The 19,222-nt window shown below is 70.4% G+C and carries 20 protein-coding genes; 5 read left to right on the forward strand and 15 right to left on the reverse strand.

Features of this window, described 5'->3' with window-relative positions; all coding sequences use genetic code 11:
- Nucleotides 1-7: 7 nt before the first annotated feature.
- The 6 genes from A3CE_RS0111485 to xerD form a co-directional block, all read right to left on the reverse strand.
- Nucleotides 8-760, reverse strand: coding sequence for a pseudouridine synthase (locus tag A3CE_RS0111485; RefSeq protein WP_020640233.1), 753 nt, complete (start codon nucleotides 758-760; stop codon nucleotides 8-10).
- The gene (gene scpB, locus A3CE_RS0111490) at nucleotides 747-1,703 is read right to left on the reverse strand and encodes an SMC-Scp complex subunit ScpB (RefSeq protein ID WP_020640234.1); all 957 of its coding nucleotides are present in this window, start codon (nucleotides 1,701-1,703) and stop codon (nucleotides 747-749) included. Before scpB ends, A3CE_RS0111485 begins: the two co-directional genes overlap by 14 nt.
- Complete coding sequence (locus A3CE_RS0111495) at nucleotides 1,700-2,602, reverse strand: segregation and condensation protein A (RefSeq protein WP_020640235.1); 903 nt, start codon at nucleotides 2,600-2,602, stop codon at nucleotides 1,700-1,702. Before A3CE_RS0111495 ends, scpB begins: the two co-directional genes overlap by 4 nt.
- Nucleotides 2,602-3,021 carry a hypothetical protein gene (locus tag A3CE_RS0111500; protein ID WP_020640236.1) on the reverse strand — a complete coding sequence of 140 codons (420 nt, stop codon included), beginning with the start codon at nucleotides 3,019-3,021 and terminating at the stop codon, nucleotides 2,602-2,604. The genes A3CE_RS0111495 and A3CE_RS0111500 overlap by 1 nt, the downstream gene beginning before the upstream one ends.
- On the reverse strand, nucleotides 3,018-3,989 hold the full coding sequence (locus A3CE_RS0111505; protein WP_020640237.1) for a ParA family protein: 972 nt from the start codon (nucleotides 3,987-3,989) through the stop codon (nucleotides 3,018-3,020). Before A3CE_RS0111505 ends, A3CE_RS0111500 begins: the two co-directional genes overlap by 4 nt.
- 146 nt (nucleotides 3,990-4,135) lie before the next feature.
- Nucleotides 4,136-5,038, reverse strand: a complete 903-nt coding sequence (gene xerD, locus A3CE_RS0111510; protein WP_043792184.1) for a site-specific tyrosine recombinase XerD — start codon at nucleotides 5,036-5,038, stop codon at nucleotides 4,136-4,138.
- A 108-nt stretch (nucleotides 5,039-5,146) separates the two neighbouring features.
- Here xerD and A3CE_RS0111515 point away from each other — a divergent pair, with 108 nt between their 5' ends.
- Nucleotides 5,147-5,677 (forward strand): DUF1707 domain-containing protein, encoded by a 531-nt coding sequence (locus tag A3CE_RS0111515; RefSeq protein ID WP_020640239.1) that lies wholly within the window; start codon nucleotides 5,147-5,149, stop codon nucleotides 5,675-5,677.
- Between the two features lie 77 nt (nucleotides 5,678-5,754).
- Here the strand turns inward: A3CE_RS0111515 and A3CE_RS0111520 are convergent, their stop codons facing one another.
- From A3CE_RS0111520 to A3CE_RS0111540, 5 genes are all read right to left on the reverse strand, one after another.
- On the reverse strand, nucleotides 5,755-6,384 hold the full coding sequence (locus tag A3CE_RS0111520; protein ID WP_020640240.1) for an NUDIX domain-containing protein: 630 nt from the start codon (nucleotides 6,382-6,384) through the stop codon (nucleotides 5,755-5,757).
- Complete coding sequence (locus A3CE_RS0111525; protein WP_063714203.1) at nucleotides 6,381-8,081, reverse strand: CTP synthase; 1,701 nt, start codon at nucleotides 8,079-8,081, stop codon at nucleotides 6,381-6,383. Before A3CE_RS0111525 ends, A3CE_RS0111520 begins: the two co-directional genes overlap by 4 nt.
- A 102-nt stretch (nucleotides 8,082-8,183) precedes the next feature.
- Nucleotides 8,184-9,344 carry an acyltransferase gene (locus A3CE_RS0111530; RefSeq protein ID WP_020640242.1) on the reverse strand — a complete coding sequence of 387 codons (1,161 nt, stop codon included), beginning with the start codon at nucleotides 9,342-9,344 and terminating at the stop codon, nucleotides 8,184-8,186.
- A gap of 236 nt (nucleotides 9,345-9,580) precedes the next feature.
- Nucleotides 9,581-9,766 (reverse strand): hypothetical protein, encoded by a 186-nt coding sequence (locus A3CE_RS50870; protein WP_020640243.1) that lies wholly within the window; start codon nucleotides 9,764-9,766, stop codon nucleotides 9,581-9,583.
- A 59-nt stretch (nucleotides 9,767-9,825) separates the two neighbouring features.
- Nucleotides 9,826-10,497 carry a GntR family transcriptional regulator gene (locus tag A3CE_RS0111540; RefSeq protein WP_020640244.1) on the reverse strand — a complete coding sequence of 224 codons (672 nt, stop codon included), beginning with the start codon at nucleotides 10,495-10,497 and terminating at the stop codon, nucleotides 9,826-9,828.
- 209 nt (nucleotides 10,498-10,706) lie between these two features.
- Between A3CE_RS0111540 and A3CE_RS0111545 the strand changes: the two genes are divergently transcribed.
- From A3CE_RS0111545 to A3CE_RS0111560, 4 genes are all read left to right on the forward strand, one after another.
- Nucleotides 10,707-12,128, forward strand: a complete 1,422-nt coding sequence (locus tag A3CE_RS0111545) for an NCS1 family nucleobase:cation symporter-1 (protein ID WP_020640245.1) — start codon at nucleotides 10,707-10,709, stop codon at nucleotides 12,126-12,128.
- Complete coding sequence (locus A3CE_RS0111550; RefSeq protein ID WP_020640246.1) at nucleotides 12,125-12,832, forward strand: aspartate/glutamate racemase family protein; 708 nt, start codon at nucleotides 12,125-12,127, stop codon at nucleotides 12,830-12,832. Before A3CE_RS0111545 ends, A3CE_RS0111550 begins: the two co-directional genes overlap by 4 nt.
- 90 nt (nucleotides 12,833-12,922) lie before the next feature.
- A complete protein-coding gene (locus tag A3CE_RS0111555; protein WP_245589493.1) occupies nucleotides 12,923-14,248 on the forward strand; it encodes an alginate lyase family protein in 1,326 nt (441 codons plus the stop codon).
- 103 nt (nucleotides 14,249-14,351) lie between these two features.
- Nucleotides 14,352-14,780, forward strand: coding sequence for a peptidase inhibitor family I36 protein (locus A3CE_RS0111560; RefSeq protein ID WP_026468383.1), 429 nt, complete (start codon nucleotides 14,352-14,354; stop codon nucleotides 14,778-14,780).
- A gap of 18 nt (nucleotides 14,781-14,798) precedes the next feature.
- On the opposite strand, the gene A3CE_RS0111565 is transcribed toward A3CE_RS0111560, so the two are convergent.
- From A3CE_RS0111565 to A3CE_RS0111580, 4 genes are all read right to left on the reverse strand, one after another.
- Nucleotides 14,799-15,749, reverse strand: coding sequence for a copper transporter (locus A3CE_RS0111565; protein WP_020640249.1), 951 nt, complete (start codon nucleotides 15,747-15,749; stop codon nucleotides 14,799-14,801).
- A complete protein-coding gene (steA, locus tag A3CE_RS0111570; protein WP_020640250.1) occupies nucleotides 15,746-16,930 on the reverse strand; it encodes a putative cytokinetic ring protein SteA in 1,185 nt (394 codons plus the stop codon). The genes A3CE_RS0111565 and steA overlap by 4 nt, the downstream gene beginning before the upstream one ends.
- Nucleotides 16,931-17,016: 86 nt before the next feature.
- Complete coding sequence (locus A3CE_RS0111575) at nucleotides 17,017-18,192, reverse strand: DUF1266 domain-containing protein (protein WP_020640251.1); 1,176 nt, start codon at nucleotides 18,190-18,192, stop codon at nucleotides 17,017-17,019.
- Entirely contained in the window at nucleotides 18,189-19,181 is a 993-nt protein-coding gene (locus A3CE_RS0111580; protein WP_020640252.1) for a zinc-binding alcohol dehydrogenase family protein, read from the reverse strand. Before A3CE_RS0111580 ends, A3CE_RS0111575 begins: the two co-directional genes overlap by 4 nt.
- Between the last annotated feature and the right edge of the window lie 41 nt (nucleotides 19,182-19,222).

Consider the following 19,222-nt stretch of genomic DNA (forward strand, 5'->3'; position numbering starts at 1 on the left):
AAGCGTGTCAGAGCTCGACGGCGCGGTAGAGCGAGCCGACCTCGCCCTTGGTCAGCCGGCGGATCGAGCCGACGCGCTGGTTGCCGAGCTGGACGTCGCCGATCGCGGTGCGGACCAGCTTGAGCACCGGGTGCCCGGTGTCCTTGAGCAGGCGGCGCACGATGTGCTTCTTGCCCTCGTGGATGACCAGCTCCACCAGCGACTTGCCGGAGTGCATGTCCTTGACCCGGAACTGGTCGACCTTGACGATGCCGTCCGGCAGCTCCCAGCCCTTGCGCAGCTCCTTGCCGAGCCCGCGCGGCACGAGGCCGTCGACCTCGGCGAGGTAGGTCTTGAGCACCTGGTAGGACGGGTGCATCAGCCGGTGCCCGAGGTCACCGTCGTTGGTCAGCAGCAGCAGGCCCTCGGTGTTCTCGTCGAGCCGGCCGACGTGCACGACACCGGGGGTCTCCTCGTAGCGGCCCAGCAGGTACTCGCCGACGCACGGGCGGCCGCGGTCGTCCGACATCGTCGAGTGCACGCCCTTGGGCTTGTTCAGGGCGAGGTAGATCAGGTCGTCGCGCAGGTTCACCCGGGTGCCGTCGACGTGGATGACCGCGGCGTCCGGGTCGACGCGGCGGCCCAGCTCGGTGACGATCTGGCCGTCCACCTCGACCCGGCCGGCGACGATCAGGTCCTCCGCCGCGCGCCGGGAGGCGACCCCGGCCTGCGACAGCACCTTCTGCAGCCGGATGCCGTCGGGGTGTTCACTGGATGTCATCGATGGTGTCCACTTCGGGTAGCAACGGAGCGATGGCAGGCAAGTCGTTCAGTGACGACAGCCCCAGTCGCTCCAGGAACAGCTCGGTCGTCACGTACAGCGTGCCGGTCGTCTCGGGATCGGTCCCCATCTCTTCGATGAGGCCGCGCGCGAGCAGCGTCCGGATCACGCCGTCCACGTTCACGCCGCGCACCGCGGCGACCCTGGCCCGGGTCACCGGCTGCCGGTACGCGATCACGGCGAGGCTCTCCAGCGCGGCCCGGGTCAGCTTCGACCGCTGGCCGTCCAGCAGGAGCTTCTCCACGAACGGGGCATAGACGTCTCTAGTGTAGAACCGCCACCCTTCGCCGACGCGCCGCAGGTCGATCCCGGAGGTCCGGTCGGTGAACTTCTGCGCCATGGTCCGCAGCGCGACGACGATCCGCGACTTCGGCTGGCCGAGGGTGCCGGCGAGAAGTTCTTCGCCGGCGGGCGAGTCGACGATGAGGAGAAGCGCTTCGAGCGCGGCCTCGAGAGCCTCGTCGGAGGTGAGGTCCGGCATGAAGTCGGCGTCCCCGGCGGCGACCAGGTCGGACTCGGGGTCGGCGGGGCCGGGCTCGGCCGCGCCTGGCTCGGCGGCGGCTTCGGGCTCGGGCTCGGGCTCGGGCTCGGGCTCGGCAAGGGCGGCACTTTCACGTGAAAGTGCCGCTTCGGCCTCGACCTCGGGCGCGCCCAGGGGCTCCACCGGCTCGCCGTCCTCGGTCACCGGCTCGCCGGCCAGCGCCTCGTCCAGCGCCAGCTCCGCCGCGGCTTCCTCCGGTTCCTCGGTCACCGGCTCGCCGGACAAAGCCTCGTCGAGCGCCAACTCGGCCGCAGCTTCGCCCGGTTCCTCACCCACGGGCGGTTCCGGTGTCTCGATCTCGGCCGCCGGCGTCTCCACCGGCTCGTTGTTCTCGGGGATCACCCGTACTCCTCTTCGTCTCCGGCGGAGCGGTCCAGCTCGGCCGCCGCGGAGGCTTCTTCCTTCGAGCCGCCCGTCCAGCGGACGTGCAGCTCGGCCAGTGCCTCGCTCTGCTCGAACTGGACCGTCGCCTCGCGGTAGAGCTCCAGCAGCGCCAGGAAGCGCGCCACGATCTCGACCGTGTGGTCGCAGTCGTGCACCAGCTCGCCGAACGTCGCCTGGCCCCGTTCGGCCAGCATCACCCGCAGGATCGCCGCGTGCTCGCGCACCGAGATACGGCCCATGTGGATGTGCGCGATCGACACCGTCGGCGGCGGCTTCGGCCGGAACACCGCCACCGCGATGTCGGCGAACTTCTGCGGTGTCACGCCCAGCATCACCTCGGGCAGCAGCCCGATGAACCGCTCCTCCAGCGCCACCGACCGCGGGTAGCGCCGCAGCGCGTTCTGTTCCAGCTCGCCGAACAGCGCCGCCACCTGCTTGTACGCGCGGTACTGGAGGATCCGCGCGAACAGCAGGTCGCGGGCTTCGAGCAGCGCGAGGTCGTCTTCGCTCTCCACCTCGGCCGACGGCAGCAGCCGGGCCGCCTTCAAATCCAAGAGCGTGGCCGCGATGACCAGGAACTCCGTCGTCTCGTCGAGGTTCCAGTCGGTGCCCAGCGCCCGCGTGTACGCGATGAAGTCGTCGGTGACCCGGTGCAGCGCCACCTCGGTGACGTCGAGCTGGTGCTGCGAGATCAGCTGCAGCAGCAGGTCGAACGGCCCCTCGAAGTTGGCCAGCCGCACCTTGAACTTCGACGTGCTCAGTTCTTCGGTGTTGACGCCTTCGGGGATCATCCCGCCGTGCACCGTCTGGTGCTCTTCGGGTACCTGTTCCTCCGGAGCCGGTGCCGGCTCGTCCATCAGTCCTCGGTTTCGCCGCCGTCTGAGCCGACCACCCGCAGCCGCTGCACCAGCACCGATTCCTCGCCGTTGGCGTCGAAGTCGGCCAGCAGCACCGCGACGGCCTCGCGGACCAGCCGGCCACGGTCGACGACCAGGTCGTGCTTCGCGCGCAGCGTCAACCGGGCCTGCTCCATGGCGACGAGCTCGTCGCCGGAGACGTAGACGGTGATCTTCGCGTCGTGCTTGGTCCGGCCCGAGCCGTGCGGGGCCGCACTGCGGGCGAGCTGATCGGCCCGGTCGTTGCCCGAAGGCTTCGGCTGGGGCTTCTCGACGGGCTCGGGGGGTGCCTGGGGAGGGAGATCGAGAGCGGGGCTGGCGGTGCTGGTCGTAATCCTGAAGAGTTCCGACGCTCCGGGCAGGGAAGCGCGCCTGCTCACCGAGCGATCACCTCGCGGGCCAGCTGACGGTACGCCGCCGCGCCGGCCGACTTGGGCGCCCAGGTCGTGATCGGCTCACCCGCGACCGTCGTCTCGGGGAACCGCACCGTGCGGTTGATGACCGTGTCGAACACGGTCTCGCCGAATGCCTCCACCACGCGAGCCATGACCTCCTTCGAATGCAGGGTTCTCGGGTCGTACATGGTGGCGAGAATCCCGACTATGTCCAGTTTGGGGTTGAGGCGTTCCTGAACCTTCTCGATGGTGTCGATCAGGAGGGCGACGCCTCGCAGACTGAAGAACTCGCACTCCAGCGGGATGATCACGCCGTCCGCGGCGGTCAGCGCGTTCACCGTGAGCAAGCCGAGCGAGGGCTGGCAGTCGACAAGAACATAGTCGTAGTCGTTCATGACCGGACGCAGGACCCGTAACAACGTGTGTTCGCGCCCTACCTCGGCGACGAGCTGGACCTCCGCCGCGGACAGGTCGATGTTGCTCGGCAGCAGGTCAACGCCGTCGACGCGGGTCTTCATCAGCACGTCGGTGGCGCTGACCGAGCGCTCCATGATGGCGTTGTAGACCGTCTGGTCGAGCTCGTGCGGCTGGATGCCGAGGCCGACGGCGAGCGCGCCCTGCGGGTCGAAGTCGACCAGCAGCACCTTGCGCCCGTACTCGGCGAGCGCGGCACCCAGGTTGATGGTCGACGTCGTCTTGCCGACGCCGCCCTTCTGGTTGCACATCGCCATGATCTTGGCCGGGCCGTGCTTGTCCAGCGGCGCCGGATCGGGGTGCTCGCGGATCGGGCGGCCGGTCGGCCCGATGCCCTCGAGCTTGACCTTCTTGCCGTTGCGCTCCTGCGGCTCGTCGCCGTCGTGGACCGCGGGCGTCGCGATGGTGACCTGGCTGAGGTTCGCCGCCGCCGACCCGGCGGACTCGACCGTTACGGCCGGCTGGTTCGGTGTCGACATGGCGCGAAAGCTCCTTGTTCGTCAGCGTCGCCGCAGCCTATGTCCGGAGTCGGAGCCCCGGCAAAGCAACGCGCCGGACCCGACGGGGCAATGTCACTCGACCGTCGGTGCAGGCTGGGAAGGCCCTTGACCCTTTACAGGGCCGTCTAGCCCAACGCTCGCGGGTGCGCCGTCGCGTATACCTCGCGCAGCGTGTTGACCGTGACCAGCGTGTACACCTGGGTTGTCGTCACCGAGGCGTGGCCGAGCAGTTCCTGGACGACGCGGACGTCGGCGCCGCCTTCGAGCAGGTGCGTGGCGAAGGAGTGGCGGAGGGTGTGCGGCGACACCCCGGCTTTGACCCCCGCCCGTTCGGCGGTGTCCTTGAGGATCTGCCATGCGCTCTGCCGCGAGAGCCGGCTGCCGCGGGCGTTGAGGAACAGCGCCGCGGTGCCGCGTCCGTGCGCGGCGAGCGCCGGCCGGGCGCGGACGGTGTAGGCGTGCAGCGCGGCGAGCGCCGGACGGCCGATCGGGACCAGCCGCTGCTTGCCGCCCTTGCCGTCGAGCAGCACGGTGCGCTCGGTGTCGTCGACGTCGTCGACGTCCAGGCCGACCGCCTCGGAGATCCGGGCCCCGGTGGAGTAGAGCAGCTCCAGCAGCGCCCGGTCGCGCAGCGGGCGCTCGCCGTCCGGCGGCGGGGTCTCCAGCAGCCGCAGCACGTCGTCGACCGGCAACGCCTTGGGTAGCCGCTTCGCCGGCGTCGGCGGCCGGACCTCGCGGGCCGGGTTGTGCTCGGTGAGCCCCTCGGCGTGGGCGAACTTGTGCAGTCCCCGCACGGCGACCAGGGCCCGGGCGGCCGACGACGCGGCGAGCGGCCGGTGCTCGTCGTCCCCCTCGCGCAGGGCGGCGCCGAAGGCCGTGACGTGCCCGGGGGTGACGTCGGCGATCTTCGCGACGCCCACGCCGTCCAGGTGCGCGCGGTACCGGCGCAGGTCGCGGGCGTAGCTGTCCAGGGTGTTGCGTGCGGTCCCGCGTTCGACGACCAGGTGGTCGAGATAGGCGGCGATCACGTCGGCCGTGCTGTGCGGGCTGGAGGCCACGCCGGTCACCTTAGGCCGCCCGGGGCTCGTGACCCGGCAGAAACCCCGTTCTCAGCTTCACGCGGTTACCTTGGATTCATGGAGTCCGACGAGCTCCGCATCGGCACGGCCGAGCGGGAGGAAGCGGCGAGACTGCTCGCCGATCACTTCGGCATGGGCCGCATCACCCCGGACGAGTACGAGACGCGGGTGACGGACGCCTACGCGGCGACGACCCTCGGCGACCTCCGGCCGCTGTTCCGCGACCTGCCGCAGCCGCACCCGGGGTACTTCGGAATTCCGCCGCTCTACGTCCAGCCCACCACGCAGCTCCCGATGTACGCGCCGGCGGTGCTGGATCCGTATGCACCGCCGCCGGCCCCGATGCCGTACGCGCCGCCGATGCCGGTCCCCTACTCGTACCGGTCCAAGACGGTGGCCGGGGTGCTGCAGATCGTGCTGCCGTTCGGCGTCGGCCGGTTCTACACCGGCCAGGTCGGGCTCGGCCTGCTGCAGCTGTTCGTCTGCATGATCACCTTCGGCTTCGGCGCGATCTGGCCGATGATCGACGGCATCATGCTCCTGGCCAACGGCGGCGAGGACGCCCAAGGCCGCCCGCTGCGCCCCTGACCGCCGGAAACGCCGTGAACGACTCTTTCCTGTCGTCGGATGACAGGAAAGAGTCGTTCATGACGTCGGAACGCGGATCAGCCTTGCTTGCGCTTGGCGAACGCCGTCGGGCGGTCCTCCCACGGGGCGTCGGCCGGACGCGGCCCGGCCACCCCGGTGAGCACCGCGTGCGTGGCCAGCACTCCGGACACCGTGGCGCCGTTCAGCAGCTCGCCCGCCAGGGCCATCCGGACCGCCTCGGCGAGCGGGAACTTGCGGATGACGAGGTCAGCCTCCTCGTCCCCGAGCACCTCACGGTCCACATCGGACAGTCCGCGGGCCAGGAAGACGCGCACCACCTCGTCGGTGAAGCCCGGTGACGCCGCGACGTCGACCAGGGTCACCCAGTCCGAAGCGGCCAGCCCGACCTCCTCGACGAGTTCCCGGCGAGCCGTGCCGACCGGGTCCTCACCGAGGTGGTCGATCAGGCCGGCGGGCAGCTCCCAGAGCCGGTGCCCGATCGGGTGCCGGTACTGGTGGATGAGCGTGACCTGCTGCGACTCGTCCAGCGCGACGATCGCCACCGCGCCCAGGTGCTCGATCACCTCGCGGGTCGCGGTGTTCCCGCCCGGCATCACGACCTCGTCGATCCGCAGGCCGACGACCCGTCCGATGTGGACGTCGCGGCTGGCCGCGACGCTGAACTCGTGCTCGCCCGGCGCGGTCACCGGGCCGCCACCGGGGTCTCGGGCAGCTCGACCGGCAGCCGCTCGGCGACCTTGCGGTCGACGACGGCCTTGACGAACGCGCTGAACAGCGGGTGCGGCCGGGTCGGGCGGCTCTTCAGCTCGGGGTGTGCCTGGGTGCCGACGAAGAACGGGTGCTGGCCGGCGGGCAGCTCGACGAACTCGACCAGGCGGTCGTCCGGCGAGGTGCCGGAGAAGACCAGGCCCGCGTCCGAGAGCTGCTTGCGGTAGGCGTTGTTCACCTCGTAGCGGTGCCGGTGCCGCTCGGACACCTCGGTGGTGCCGTAGGCCTTGGCGACCTGCGAACCCGCCTTGAGCTTCGCCGGGTAGGCCCCGAGCCGCATGGTGCCGCCCATGTCCCGCTCCCCCGCGACGACGTCACGCTGGTCGGCCATGGTCGAGATCACCGGGTGCTCGGTGTTCTCGTCGAACTCCGACGATCCGGCGTCCTCGATGCCGGCCAGGTGCCGGGCCGCCTCGATGACCATGCACTGCAGGCCGAGGCACAGGCCGAGCAGCGGGACACCGCGGGTGCGGGCGTACTCGATCGCGCCGACCTTGCCCTCGATGCCGCGGATGCCGAACCCGCCCGGGATCAGCACACCGTCCACATCGGACAAGACCGACGCCGCCCCGGACGCGGTCTGCGCGTCGTCGGAGGCGACCCAGACGATCTCGACCTTGGCGCGGTGGGCGAACCCGCCCGCACGCAGGGCCTCGGTGACCGACAGGTACGCGTCCGGCAGGTCGATGTACTTGCCGACCACCGCGATGCGCACGACCTCGTTCGGGTTGTGCACGCGGTCGAGCAGGTCGCCCCACACCGTCCAGTCGACGTCGCGGAACGGCAGGCCGAGGCGTCGGACGACGTAGGCGTCGAGCGCCTCGCGGTGCAGCACCTTCGGGATGTCGTAGATCGACCGCGCGTCCGGACAGGCGATGACGGCCTCGTTGTCGACGTCGCACATCAGGCCGATCTTGCGCTTGAGGTCCTCGGGGATCTCCCGGTCGGCCCGGCAGACCAGCGCGTCGGGCTGGATGCCGATGTTGCGCAAAGCGGCGACCGAGTGCTGGGTCGGCTTCGTCTTGAGCTCGCCCGACGGCGCCAGGTACGGCACCAGCGAGACGTGCAGGAAGAAGCACTGGTCGCGGCCGACGTCGTGGCGGACCTGGCGGCACGCCTCCAGGAACGGCAGCGACTCGATGTCGCCGACCGTGCCACCGACCTCGGTGATGACGACGTCCGGCGACTGGCCGTTCTCGTCGGGCTCGGCCGCGGCGGTGATCCGCGCCTTGATCTCGTCGGTGATGTGCGGAATGACCTGCACGGTGTCGCCGAGGTACTCACCGCGGCGCTCCTTGGCGATCACCTCGGAGTAGACCTGGCCGGTCGTGACGTTGGCCTTGCCGTCGAGGTCGCGGTCGAGGAAGCGCTCGTAGTGCCCGATGTCGAGATCGGTCTCGGCACCATCGTCGGTGACGAACACCTCACCGTGCTGGAACGGGTTCATCGTCCCGGGGTCGACGTTGAGATACGGATCGAGCTTCTGCATCGTGACGCGAAGCCCGCGTGCGGTAAGGAGCTGACCCAGGCTGGAAGCCGTGAGTCCCTTACCCAGAGAGGAGGCAACGCCTCCGGTGACAAAGACGTACTTGGTTGCCCGTGACTGAAGTCCCACGGGCCGCCAGCATATCCCACTGCTGCGGATCCGCTCGTTGTGACATCCCCGAACCTCCGGATATGACCGTCACCACCCGCGCGGGTGAGTCAGGCGGGTGAGTCAGGCAGTCGCCTTCACGGGGGCCAGCCGGGGCCGCCCGGTGAGCGCGCGGCTGCCCGGCAGCCGCCGCAGCACCTCCACGATCAGGACGGTCAGGACGATCGTCGCCAGGTAGATGATCACGCTGAGCCACGGCGCGCCGAACCGCTCCGCGACGTGCGGGATCGCCGGCCCGAGCAGGGCCAGGGCGAGGGGGTGCACGAGGAAGATGCTGAACGAGCGGTTCGCCGCCCACGAAACCAGCCGGGCGCCACGGCTGCCTTCACGACGGCGAGCCGCCCATCTCGTGGCGAACGCGTAGATCGCCGCGATCACGGTGAGGAACCACGGGATCAGGTACGGCTGGAACGGGTCGCTGGCCACCTGCGGGAACGTTCCACTGTGGACGGTCCGGAAGTAGTACCACTCGGTGCCCGCCAGCACCGCCACGAACGCGCCGCCGAGCAGCAGCCGGTGCCGCCCCGCCCAGGCGTGCACGGTCTCGAAGTGCATGGCCACCACGGCGCCGGACAGCGTGTAGAACTGGTACGGCAGGATCGTGCCGTACAGGTGGGTGATCGTCTCGTAGCTCACGCCGAACGGCTGGTAGGTCATGAACAGCGTCACGCCGACCTGCGCCACCCCGCTGCCGAGCAGCAGCCACTTGTGCTTGCCCTCGGTCGCCCGCAGGAGCTTCATCAGCACCGGGAACAGCAGGTACACCTGCATCGTCACGAGCAGGAAGTACAGGTGGTACCAGGCGCCGCCGGTGACCAGGTCGGTCAGCAGCAGGCGCATCGACGCCTCGAGCGAGCCCGGCTGCTGCTCGCCGGTCACCAGGCCGTACGCCCAGAAGAACATCGACCACGCCAGGTAGGGCGTCGCGACCAGCGGCAGCCGGCGGCGCCAGAAGTCACCGGCGGCCACCTCGCGGCCGCGGTTCTGGAACACCAGCACGAACCCGGTCAGCGCGAAGAACGCCTCACGCGTGAAGTGCAGCGGTGTCTCGACGGCGTTGGCACCGGCGTCCGACGCGTAGTTCGTCGCCCCCACCACGTGGATGAGGATGACGCAGGCGAAAGTGACCAACCGGAACAGGTCGATCTGGTGCAGGTAGGGCGCTTTCCCACCCGGTCTCGTGACGCGGGCGGGGGTCTCGAGGGTGGCCTGGGCAGTCGTCATCGTGCCGCCGATCCGGCACCGTCGTCGGCGTGGTTCACGTTGTCAGACTTGCCACCCATTCTGTGAATTTCCCATGAAGCCACTGGGAAGCGCCTGTTGGCCGGGCTCCTGGGGTGTGTCGGATATGCCACTGCCGCTGGGGATGCACGATTACCGTGATCATGTTAGTGCTCAGCGTGAAGGGCCACCACACGGGCGCGACGGCATCCACGTGGCGGCCCTCACGGCGAAAGCGCTCAGAAGGCGGCTGCCCCGTCCGGGGTGCCGAGGGCGGTGAGGCCGTCGTAGCCGGTCACGGCGGTGCAGAGGTAGCTGCCGCCGCACGAGCCGTTGCTCCCGCCGCTCACGTCGCAGAGCGAGGACGTGGGCGAATACACAGTGTTCGCGCCCGTGACGCCGGTGACACCGCCGAGCGCGTACACGCGACAGCAATTCCCGCCAAAGCGGACTTCGCCCCGCTTCTACTGTGCGTAGCGCGCGGTCAGCCCGCCGGTCGCTCGCCCGGCTCGTCGTCGCCGAAGAGGGACCGCAGCGTCACCTCGCGGTTCACCCGGACGTGTTCCGCCGCGTAAGCCTTCGCGCGCTCGGCGTTCCCGGACGCGATCGCGTCGTACAGCCGCCGGTGCTCGTCGAGCAGGTCCGCCCAGTGCTCGTTCTGGCTCGTGAGCCAGCGCAGCCTGCCCTCGAGGGGCTGCAGCATCGTGGTGAGCAGCGCGTTGCCCGCGATCGCGACGATCTCGTCGTGGAAGCGCGAGTTGAGCACGGTGATCCGGGCCGCGTCACCGCGGGCGGTCGCGCGGCCCGCGTCGGCGAGCACCCGCTCGAGCCGTTTCAGCTCCGCCGCGCCCGCGCGTCCGGCGGCGAGCCCCGCGGCGAGTCCTTCGAGGGCCTCCCGGACGTCGAACAGCTCCTCGACGTCGACCCGCGCCAGCTGCCGGACGACGACCCGCCGCGGCGACTGGACGACGAGGAAGCCTTCGGCCTCCAGGCTGCGGATGGCCTCGCGGACCGGCACCCGGGAGACGCCGAGGTCTTCGGCCAGCTCGCGCTCGACCAGCCGGTCACCCGGGCGGAGCCGGCCGGTCAGGATCCGTTCGCGCAGCTCCTCGCGGACCCGCTGCCGGGTGGCCGCGAGGGGTTGCCGCTCGTTCACCGCTCCCCCTCCTTCAACACCGCCGTAACCGGCCGTAACACGAGTTTACGGCCGGAGGGTTGACTCGGGTGAACCCCGGGGTGATATTTGGGATTCCAAAGTTTGGTATCCCAAATCGCCGTCGCCGCACTGCGTCAAACGGGGCTTCGCCCCGGCCGGGGCTCCGCCACCCGGAACCCCCGAAAGATCCGTAGATCGGAGGGCCCCACATGACTGCCGCCCCGCTCACCGAACCTTCCCAAGAGACGACCACGCCGCCGGATCCCCGGCTGTGGAACGAAGACCTCGCGCCGGCGAAGGATCGCCGGTGGAAGGTCTACGACATCTTCGCGCTGTGGATGTCCGACGTGCACAACCTCGGCAACTACACCTTCGCGGCGGGGCTCTTCGTGCTCGGCCTGTCGGCCTGGCAGGTGTTCACGGCGCTGCTGTTCGGCTTCGTGATCATCTACGCCGGGATGAACCTGATGGGCCGGATCGGCCAGCGCACCGGCGTGCCGTTCCCGGTCGTGGCGCGGATCAGCTTCGGCACGTTCGGCGCCAACCTGCCCGCGCTGATCCGGGCGGTCATCGCGATCTTCTGGTACGGCATCCAGACCTACCTCGCCAGCGTGGCCATCACGCTGCTCGTGCTCACCATCGACCCGGGCCTGAAACCGCTGACCGAGCACGGTTTCCTCGGCCTGCACGCCCTCGGCTGGATCTGTTTCGTCGCACTGTGGGCGGTCCAGGCGCTGATCCTGACCCGCGGCATGGAGTCGGTGCGCAAGTTCCAGGACTGGTGCGGGCCGGCGATCTGGGTCGTGATGATCGCCCTCGCCGTCTGGGTCCTCGCCGCCGGGCACTGGAACATCTCCTTCACCAGCAGCCCGAAACAGCTGTCCACCGGCGAGCAGATCCGGCAGTGGTTCGGCGCGACCGGGCTGATCCTGGCCACCTACGGCACGCTCATGCTCAACTTCTGCGACTTCTCACGGTTCGCCCCCGACCAGAAGACCGTGCGGCGCGGCAACTTCTGGGGCCTGCCGATCAACTCGACGGCGTTCGCGCTGCTGTCGGTGATCGTCACCGCGGGCAGCATGCAGGTGTTCGGCGAGGCGATCACCGACCCGGCCGAACTGCTCTCCAAGGTGCACAACACACCGGTGCTCGTCATCGGCGCGCTCACGTTCGCGATCGCGACCATGGGCGTCAACATCGTCGCCAACTTCGTCTCCCCCGCCTACGACCTGGCCAACATCTGGCCGAAGCGGATCAGCTTCACCATCGGCGGGATGATCAGTGCCGTCGCCGCGCTGTGCGTGCTGCCGTGGAAGCTGTACTCCTCGCCCGCGGTGGTCAACTACTTCCTCGGCGGGCTCGGCGCGTTCCTCGGCCCGCTGTTCGGGATCATGATCGTCGACTACTACCTGATCCGGCGCGGCAAGGTCGACGTCGCGCAGCTGTTCGTCGACGGCGGGATCTACCCGCGGGTGAACCCGCGGGCGCTGGTGACGTTCTTCCCGACCGCGGCGTTGTCCGCCGTCATCGCGCTGGTGCCGTACTTCGCGCCCGCCGCGCCGTACTCGTGGTTCATCGGCACGGCGTCGTCCGCGGCGCTGTACTACGTGGTGTCGAGGAAACACCGATGAGGATCGTCGTCACCAACTGCAACACCACCGAGGTGATGACGAAGGAGATCGAAGCCGGGGCCCGCGCGGCCGCGAGCCCCGGCACGGAGATCCTCGCCCGGACGCCGCGCTGGGGGCCGGAGTCGGCCGAGGGCTGGCTGGACAGCTTCCTGTCCGCGGCGGCGGTGCTGGATCTGTTGCGGGGCCTGGCAGAACCGTTCGACGCTGTCGTGCTCGCCGGGTTCGGCGAGCACGGCCGCGAGGGCGCGCGCGAGCTGCTGGACGTCCCGGTCGTCGACATCACCGAAGCGGCCGCGCACCTGGCCTGCCTGCTCGGCCGCCGCTACGGCGTGGTGACCACTTTGGACCGGACGTGCGGGCTGATCGAGGACAGCCTGCACGCCGCCGGGGTCGCGCGGAACTGCGTCACAGTCACCGGTGCCGGGCTCGGGGTGCTGGAGCTGACCGACGCACGCCGGACGGAGTCGGCGCTGCTCACCGCGGGACGTCGAGCGCGTGACGCCGGCGCGGAGGTGCTCGTGCTCGGCTGCGCCGGGATGACCGGCCTCGACCGGAAGATCTCGACGATGCTGGACATTCCCGTCATCGACGGCGTGGCCGCCGCCGTCCGGCTCGCCGAATCGCTCGTCGCGCTGGGCTTGAAGACGAGCCGCGCGGGGTCATACGCGAAGCCGTTGGACAAGCGGCGCACCTGGCCTGATTGACACTCGCCGCTTCGTCCGGTCAGAATCCCTGCAGCCGTACCGCCGCCCGGTGACGAGTGGGGATTTTGACGTCCCCGAAGGGCGGTCGAGGTGCGAAGCATTCTGGGCGCGCTTGCGTTGGCGGCAAGCATGATCCTGGTCCCGGTGAGCGGGACGGCGGTGGCCGCGTCCCCACCCCACACCACGGATTCTTTCGGGGGTCCGGGTGGCGGGGCCCCCGGCCGGGGCGGAGCCCCGCATACCATCGTCACCGACGGCGTCAAACTCGCGAGCATCCGGCAGGCCGTCCGCGGCGGCCACGCGACGAGGGCGCAGCGTGACGCGTTGAAAGCCGTGCTGGACAAGGCGAACACCGCGCTCACGGCCGGGCCGTGGTCGGTGCTGGACAAGCCGTCCGCGCCGCCGAGCGGCGACAAGCACGACTACATGAGCCAGGCGCCGTACTGGTGGGCCAGCCAGCCCAAGACGCCGGAAAACCCGCAGGGCTGCCCGTACGTCAGCAAGGACGGCCAGCGCAACCCGGAAGCCGACGCGATCACCGACCACACCTACCGGATGTGGGCCTGGGACGCGATGTACTACCTCTCGCTGGCCTGGTACTACACCGGCGACGCGAAGTACGCGAAGCGTGCGGCGCTGGACATCCGCACGTGGTTCCTCGATCCGGCCACCCGGATGAACCCGAACATGACGTACTCGCAGCTCGTGCCCTGCCGCACCACCGTCAGCGGCACCGGGATCATCGACTCCACGCAGTCGTTCAGCCAGCTGATGGACGCGTTCGCGCTGCTCGACGGCGGCGCGCCCGGCTGGACCGGCAAGGATCATTCCGGCATCAAGGCGTGGCTGACGCAGTACCTGGGCTGGATGCAGACCAGCCCGCAGGCCAAGCTGGAACTGGCCGCCACCAACAACCACGGCACGTTCCTCGACATGCAGAACGCGACGATCTCGGCGTACCTCGGCCAGCGGGACGCGGCACGGAAGATCGTGCTCGACGCCGAGCAGAAGCGGTTCCCGGTGCAGTTCGCCGCCGACGGCATCCAGCCGCTGGAGCTGTCGCGGACGATGTCCTGGCACTACGTCAACTTCAACCTCACGGCGTGGGGCCGCATGGCGGAGGTGGGCAAGCACCTCGGCGTAGACGTCTGGAAGTACCGCGCGGCGAACGGCGTGACGCTGCGGAAGGTCGTCGACCAGCTGATCCCCGGCGCGCTGCACGGCGCGGAAGCCTGGCCGCACCAGCAGATCGGGGTGTTCGACCAGTCGATCGCGGCGGACATCTTCCACGCGGCGGCCGAGGAAGCCCACGACACCGACGCGGCGGCGGCGCTCAAGCAGATGCCGCTGCCGGCCGGTGGCGACACGTGGTCCGTGCGCGTCTCGTGCTTCCCGCTGGACCCGCCCCTGAAGTGACTCGGCCGATCGGGTGATCATCGCCGTCGGCTCTCAACCGGGACGCCGGCGGCGGTGTTACACCAAGGCACCCACTGCACCACAGCCGATTCGGGAGGTCATTTTGGGAACCGCGGGGAAGCGTCTTGTCCGGGTATTGCTCGCCACCGGCGGGGCCGTCGCCTTGCTCGCCACCGCCGCGCCCGCGGCGGGTGCGGCAGTGGCTCGCAACGGCATCTGCGAAACGGACGAATTCTGCTTGTACTACGGCCCCGGCCTGACCGGCTCGGTGTCGGACTTCAGCGGATCGATCCCGAACTACGGCGACACCCAGCCGGACTGCTACGAGTTCAAAGGACCTGGCGCCGGTCAGGGGCTCTGCGTGAAGAACAACGCCCGATCGGCGAAGAACAACACCCGGCGCTACGTGGTGAAGGTCTACTACAACAGCAGGTACGGTGGCGCCAACTTCACCTACAACCCCGGCGGCGCAGGAGATCTGGGAGCTCTCAGCCGGCAGAACGCCTCCCACCTGTTCGAGCCGGTCAGCTGAACCCGGCGCCGGCCGGGATCAGTTCCCGGCCGGCGCGGTGACGCCCGGCGCGGGCGCCTGCGCGTTGCCCGCGATGCCGTAGCGGCCCGCGCCGCCGTCGAGCTGTTCCTTCAGTGCCAGCACCGTGCTCACCCGCCCCGCCGACGAGTCGACGTTGTCCACAGTGGACAGAATCGACGTCGCCGAGGTGTCCGCGCGGACGACGCCGAGCGCACCGGCACCTTCGGCCGAACCGGCGTCACCCGCCAGCACCGTGCCGGCGCCGGAACGGTCGAGCTGCGTCGCGAACCGGGCGATCGTCGCGGCGCGGTCGCCCGCACTGTCGCCGGTCGCCTGGGCGCCGGTGAGCACGATCGCCAGCTGGGCCGGCTTGACGTCCTGGCCGGCCTTGACGAACCCGCCGTCGGTGAGCCCGCCGAGCGCGGCCGCCAGTTCCTCGCCCGAGGACTGCGGCTTCGCCGTGGTCTTGTCCAGCAGCAGCACCGAACCGAGCAGCGCGCCGGCGAGCGTGCCGGAGTCACCCGCGGTGGGGAACTTCGAGCCGGCCGGCTGCAGCCGCGTCACGACGTCACGGAGCTGGTCGGCCTTGCCCGGATCGGCGAACGCCGAGGTCAGCTGGACCTCGCCGGTCACCGAAGCACCGGCCTGGCCGATCAGCCGCTTGAGCGCGTCGCGGTCGGCCGGACGCGCGTCGCCGGTGGTCACGAGCACCACCGACCGCTTGTCCAGCGCGCCGGCCACCACCTTCGGGCCCATCGAGCCGGCGAACGCGTCAGCGTCGGCCAGCCGGGCGTTGAGCGCGTTGCGCTGCGCCTGCAGGTCGGCGACCTGGTTGCCCAGGTCCGTCTTCTCCCCCGCCAGCCCGGACAGCAGCGAGCCGTTCAGCGCCGTCGAGCCGAGCACGACGCCGACGGCCAGCGCCAGGAAGCAGGCGGCGATCGAAACCACGTGGTAGCGCAGCGAAATCACGTGAAGAGCCCCTTGACCCAGCCGGCGAACGAATCCCAGGTGTGCCGGAGCCAGTCCAGGTAGACCGAGCCCACGTCGGACACCAGGAGGGCCGCGGCGACCACTACGACCGCGGCGAGCACGAGCAGGACGACCGCGCCGATCGAAACCCGGTTGCGGTGCAGCGTCGCCACCGCTTTCCCGTCGACGAGCTTCGTGCCGAGCTTCAGCCGGGTCAGGAACGTCGACGGGTTCGAACCCGACCGGCCGTGGTCGAGGAACTCGCGCAGCGTCGCCTGGAACCCGACCGTGACGACCAGGCTCGCGCCGTGCGCGTCGGCCAGCAGCAGCGCCAGGTCCTCGGCGTTGCCCGAGGCCGGGAACGTCACCGCGCCGATGCCGAGGTCCTGGATCCGCTCGACACCCGGGGCGTGCCCGTCCGGCTGGGCGGGCACCACGACCTCGCCGCCGCCGCGCAGCGTGGCGGTGCCGATGCCGGTCGGGTCGCCGACGACGACGTCCGGCTTGTACCCCTGCACGCGCAGGGTGTCGGCGCCCGCGTCGACGCCGATCAGCACCGGGCGGTGCTCGGCGACGTACTTCTTGAGCTTCTTCAGGTCCTCGGCGTGGCCGTTGCCGCCCGCGACGACCAGCACGTGCCGGTCGCGCAGCGCCACCTTCAGCTCCGGCACGCCGACGCCGTCCAGGATCAGGGTGCGCTCGCGGCGCAGGAACTCGATGGTGTTCGCCGAGAACGCCTCCAGCTGCGTCGACATCCCGGCCTTCGCCTCGATCATCTGGTCGGCGACGCTCTCGGTCGTCTGCTCGATACCGGAGGCGACCTGCCGCTCGCCGACGTACACGACGCCCTCGAGCAGCCGCAGCTTCGTCCCGTCCTTGATCGAGCGCAGCAGCTCGCCGCCGACGGAATCGACGAGCGGGATGCCGGCCGCGACGAGGATCTCGGGCCCCATGTTGGGGAACCGGCCGGAGATCGACGGCGACGCGTTGACCACGCCCGCGACCTCGGCTTCGACCAGGGCGTCGGCCGTCGCGCGGTCGAGGTCCAGCTGGTCGAGCACGACGATGTCGCCGGGACTGATCCGGCGCAGCAGCTCCCGGGTGCGGCGGTCCACCCGGGCGACCCCGGTGATCCCCGGGAGGGGTTCTTGGTTCCGCGTGAGCAGGCCCGTGAGCTTCATGTGGCCGATGGTGACAAATTTGCTCGTGGGACGACGCACGCCACGCCGGAGCCGTTGTGACTCGTTGTGGTGAGCCCCGTCGCGGCTCAGGCGTCGGACTCCTCCGACAGCGACCCGAAACCGAGGTTCAGCCAGGGGCTCGCCGGGTCCTGAAGGAGCTGGTGGTGGACGCGCACGGCCGCCTCGTACCACTCGCCGAACTCGTCTTCGTCGCCGTGCAGCAGCCGGCCCATGACGTACCCGGCCGACAGGTCGGCCCATGACTGGTGGTAGCGGCGCGCGAGGGCACCGGCTTCGAGGACCATCAGCTCGGCGGTCAGCGCGTCGCAGTAGCCCGCCGCCAGTCCCCCGCGGGCGATGGCGACCGCGCGGCCGACGTCCCAGGACAACGTCGTCGTGACGAACCCGTCGCCGTCGACCAGGCCGTCGGCGCGGAACCGCTGTTCGTAGCGGGACAACCGGCGGACGGTGTGCCGCAGCTCGGCCGCCTGGTCCGCGGCGTCGTTCTCCTCGCACCACCGGTCCGCCAGCTCCGCCCACGTCACCGGGTCGAACTCGCCGCCCGGCAGGCCGTACTCGGCGGCGAACCGCAGCCGCAGCATCAGCACCAGATTGCCGGGCGTCAGCGCGTAGCCGTCACCGATCAGGCCGGCCATGGTCGTGCGCCAGCCCGGCGGGTCGGGGACGCCCCACCAGTCCCGCAGGCTCCGCACCTCGGCGACGTAGTCGTGGTAGCGGGCGTCGAGGACGTTCCACGGCGCCGCGTTGAGCACCGCCAGGTGCGCGCCGCAGGCGAGCGCGTGCGCGATCGGCCCTTCGAGGTGCCCGTAGGGCGCGGTGATCAGCCGCTCGACCTGCTCGTCCAGCGGCGTGACGTCGTCGAGGTGCGCGTCGAGCCACGGCTGCAGCGTCGCCCCCGGCAGCCGCCACTCGGCCCGGGTGCCGCGGTTGAACACGACCCGCTCGTGCCGCCCGACGCCGTCGACCGCCCAGTCCAGCGCACCGCTCATGGCCACGACGTCCGGACCGAGGTCCGGCAGCGCACCGCGGGTGAAGACCTGCAGGAACTCGTCGCCGCCGGTCTCGAAGTAGACGTTGGGGAAGGTCTCCGCCCGCTCGTCGAGGATGCTCCGGGCGTCCACCCGCCGGATCGGCACGAACAGCTCTTCCCCGGCGAGGACGCCGAGGTAGCGGTCGAGGTCACCGTCCCGCCGGGCGGCGGCGAGCCGCGCTTCGACGTCGGCGGGCGGCGGCAGGATCACGGGGCGGCTCCCTCCGCTCGGCCGGTCAGCACGACGAGCTTGCCCGCCGTCCGGTTGTGCTCCAGGTCGTCGTGCGCCTGCCGGATCTCGTCCATCGCGTACACCTCGGCCGGGCCGAGGCTTGCGGTGCCGTCGGCGATCCGGTCGAGGTGGTGCTGGAGGACGGAGGCGGGCAGGTCGTCCGCCTCACCACCATAAGCGGTCAACCGCACCCCGGCGGGAAGGTAGCCGATCGGATAGAAGTTCGAGATCGTCCACTGGTTGGACAACATCCCCGAGAAGCAGACGGTGCCGTGCACGCGGGTGGCCTTCAGGGTGTCCGGCAGGGTCGGCGTCCCGACGAGTTCGAGGGCGGCGTCGACGCCGTCCGGGACGATCTTCCGGACCTGCGCGGCGATGTCGCCGTCGTCGAGGAGGGGATGGTCGGCACCGTGCCCGGCCAGGGTGTCCAGGCGGTCCCGCTGCCGTGTGGTGGCGAAGACGGTGGCGCCGAGGTCGCGGGCCAGGGCCGCGGTGGCGAAGCCGAGGGCGGACGTGCCGCCGCGGATCAGCAGCGTCTGGCCCTTCCGCAGGTCGAGGCCGGTGGTGAGCGAGCCGTACGCGGTCTGCAGCGTCTCCGGAACCTGGCCGAGCACCTCCCACGGCAGGTCGCTGCGGAACGGGATGACCTGGCCGCGCGGGACCAGCGTGTATTCGGCGTAGCCGCCGTCGAACGTGCGGCCCATGCCGCCCATCATGGTGGCGACCTGCTGCCCGACAGCGAACTCCCCGCCGGGGTCCTCGTCGACGACGCCGACGGCCTCGATGCCGGGCACCCGCGGGAACGTGACGCCTTCGGCCAGCCCGAGCCGGGTGTGCAGCTCGGAGCGGTTGAGGCCGAACGCCTTGACCGCGATCCGGACCCAGCCGGGTTTCACCGCCGGCGGCGGCAGCTCGGTGAGCTCGAGGTTCTCGACGGGTCCGGGTTCGCGGAGTACGACGGCGCGCATCGGCGTCCTTTCTTCGCGGGCAGCTGTCACGGCAACCGTTC

The sequence above is a fragment of the Amycolatopsis balhimycina FH 1894 genome, assembly GCF_000384295.1.
Lineage (GTDB): Bacteria > Actinomycetota > Actinomycetes > Mycobacteriales > Pseudonocardiaceae > Amycolatopsis > Amycolatopsis balhimycina.

Bases quoted from the DNA above. Each gene is read 5' to 3' on its own strand.
- A3CE_RS0111485 (WP_020640233.1), bottom strand. From the start codon at position 760: ATGACATCCAGTGAACACCCCGACGGCATCCGGCTGCAGAAGGTGCTG.
- A3CE_RS0111495 (WP_020640235.1), bottom strand. From the start codon at position 2,602: ATGGACGAGCCGGCACCGGCTCCGGAGGAACAGGTACCCGAAGAGCAC.
- A3CE_RS0111505 (WP_020640237.1), bottom strand. From the start codon at position 3,989: ATGTCGACACCGAACCAGCCGGCCGTAACGGTCGAGTCCGCCGGGTCG.
- A3CE_RS0111515 (WP_020640239.1), top strand. From the start codon at position 5,147: ATGGAGTCCGACGAGCTCCGCATCGGCACGGCCGAGCGGGAGGAAGCG.
- A3CE_RS0111530 (WP_020640242.1), bottom strand. From the start codon at position 9,344: ATGACGACTGCCCAGGCCACCCTCGAGACCCCCGCCCGCGTCACGAGA.
- A3CE_RS0111545 (WP_020640245.1), top strand. From the start codon at position 10,707: ATGACTGCCGCCCCGCTCACCGAACCTTCCCAAGAGACGACCACGCCG.
- A3CE_RS0111550 (WP_020640246.1), top strand. From the start codon at position 12,125: ATGAGGATCGTCGTCACCAACTGCAACACCACCGAGGTGATGACGAAG.
- steA (WP_020640250.1), bottom strand. From the start codon at position 16,930: ATGAAGCTCACGGGCCTGCTCACGCGGAACCAAGAACCCCTCCCGGGG.
- A3CE_RS0111580 (WP_020640252.1), bottom strand. From the start codon at position 19,181: ATGCGCGCCGTCGTACTCCGCGAACCCGGACCCGTCGAGAACCTCGAG.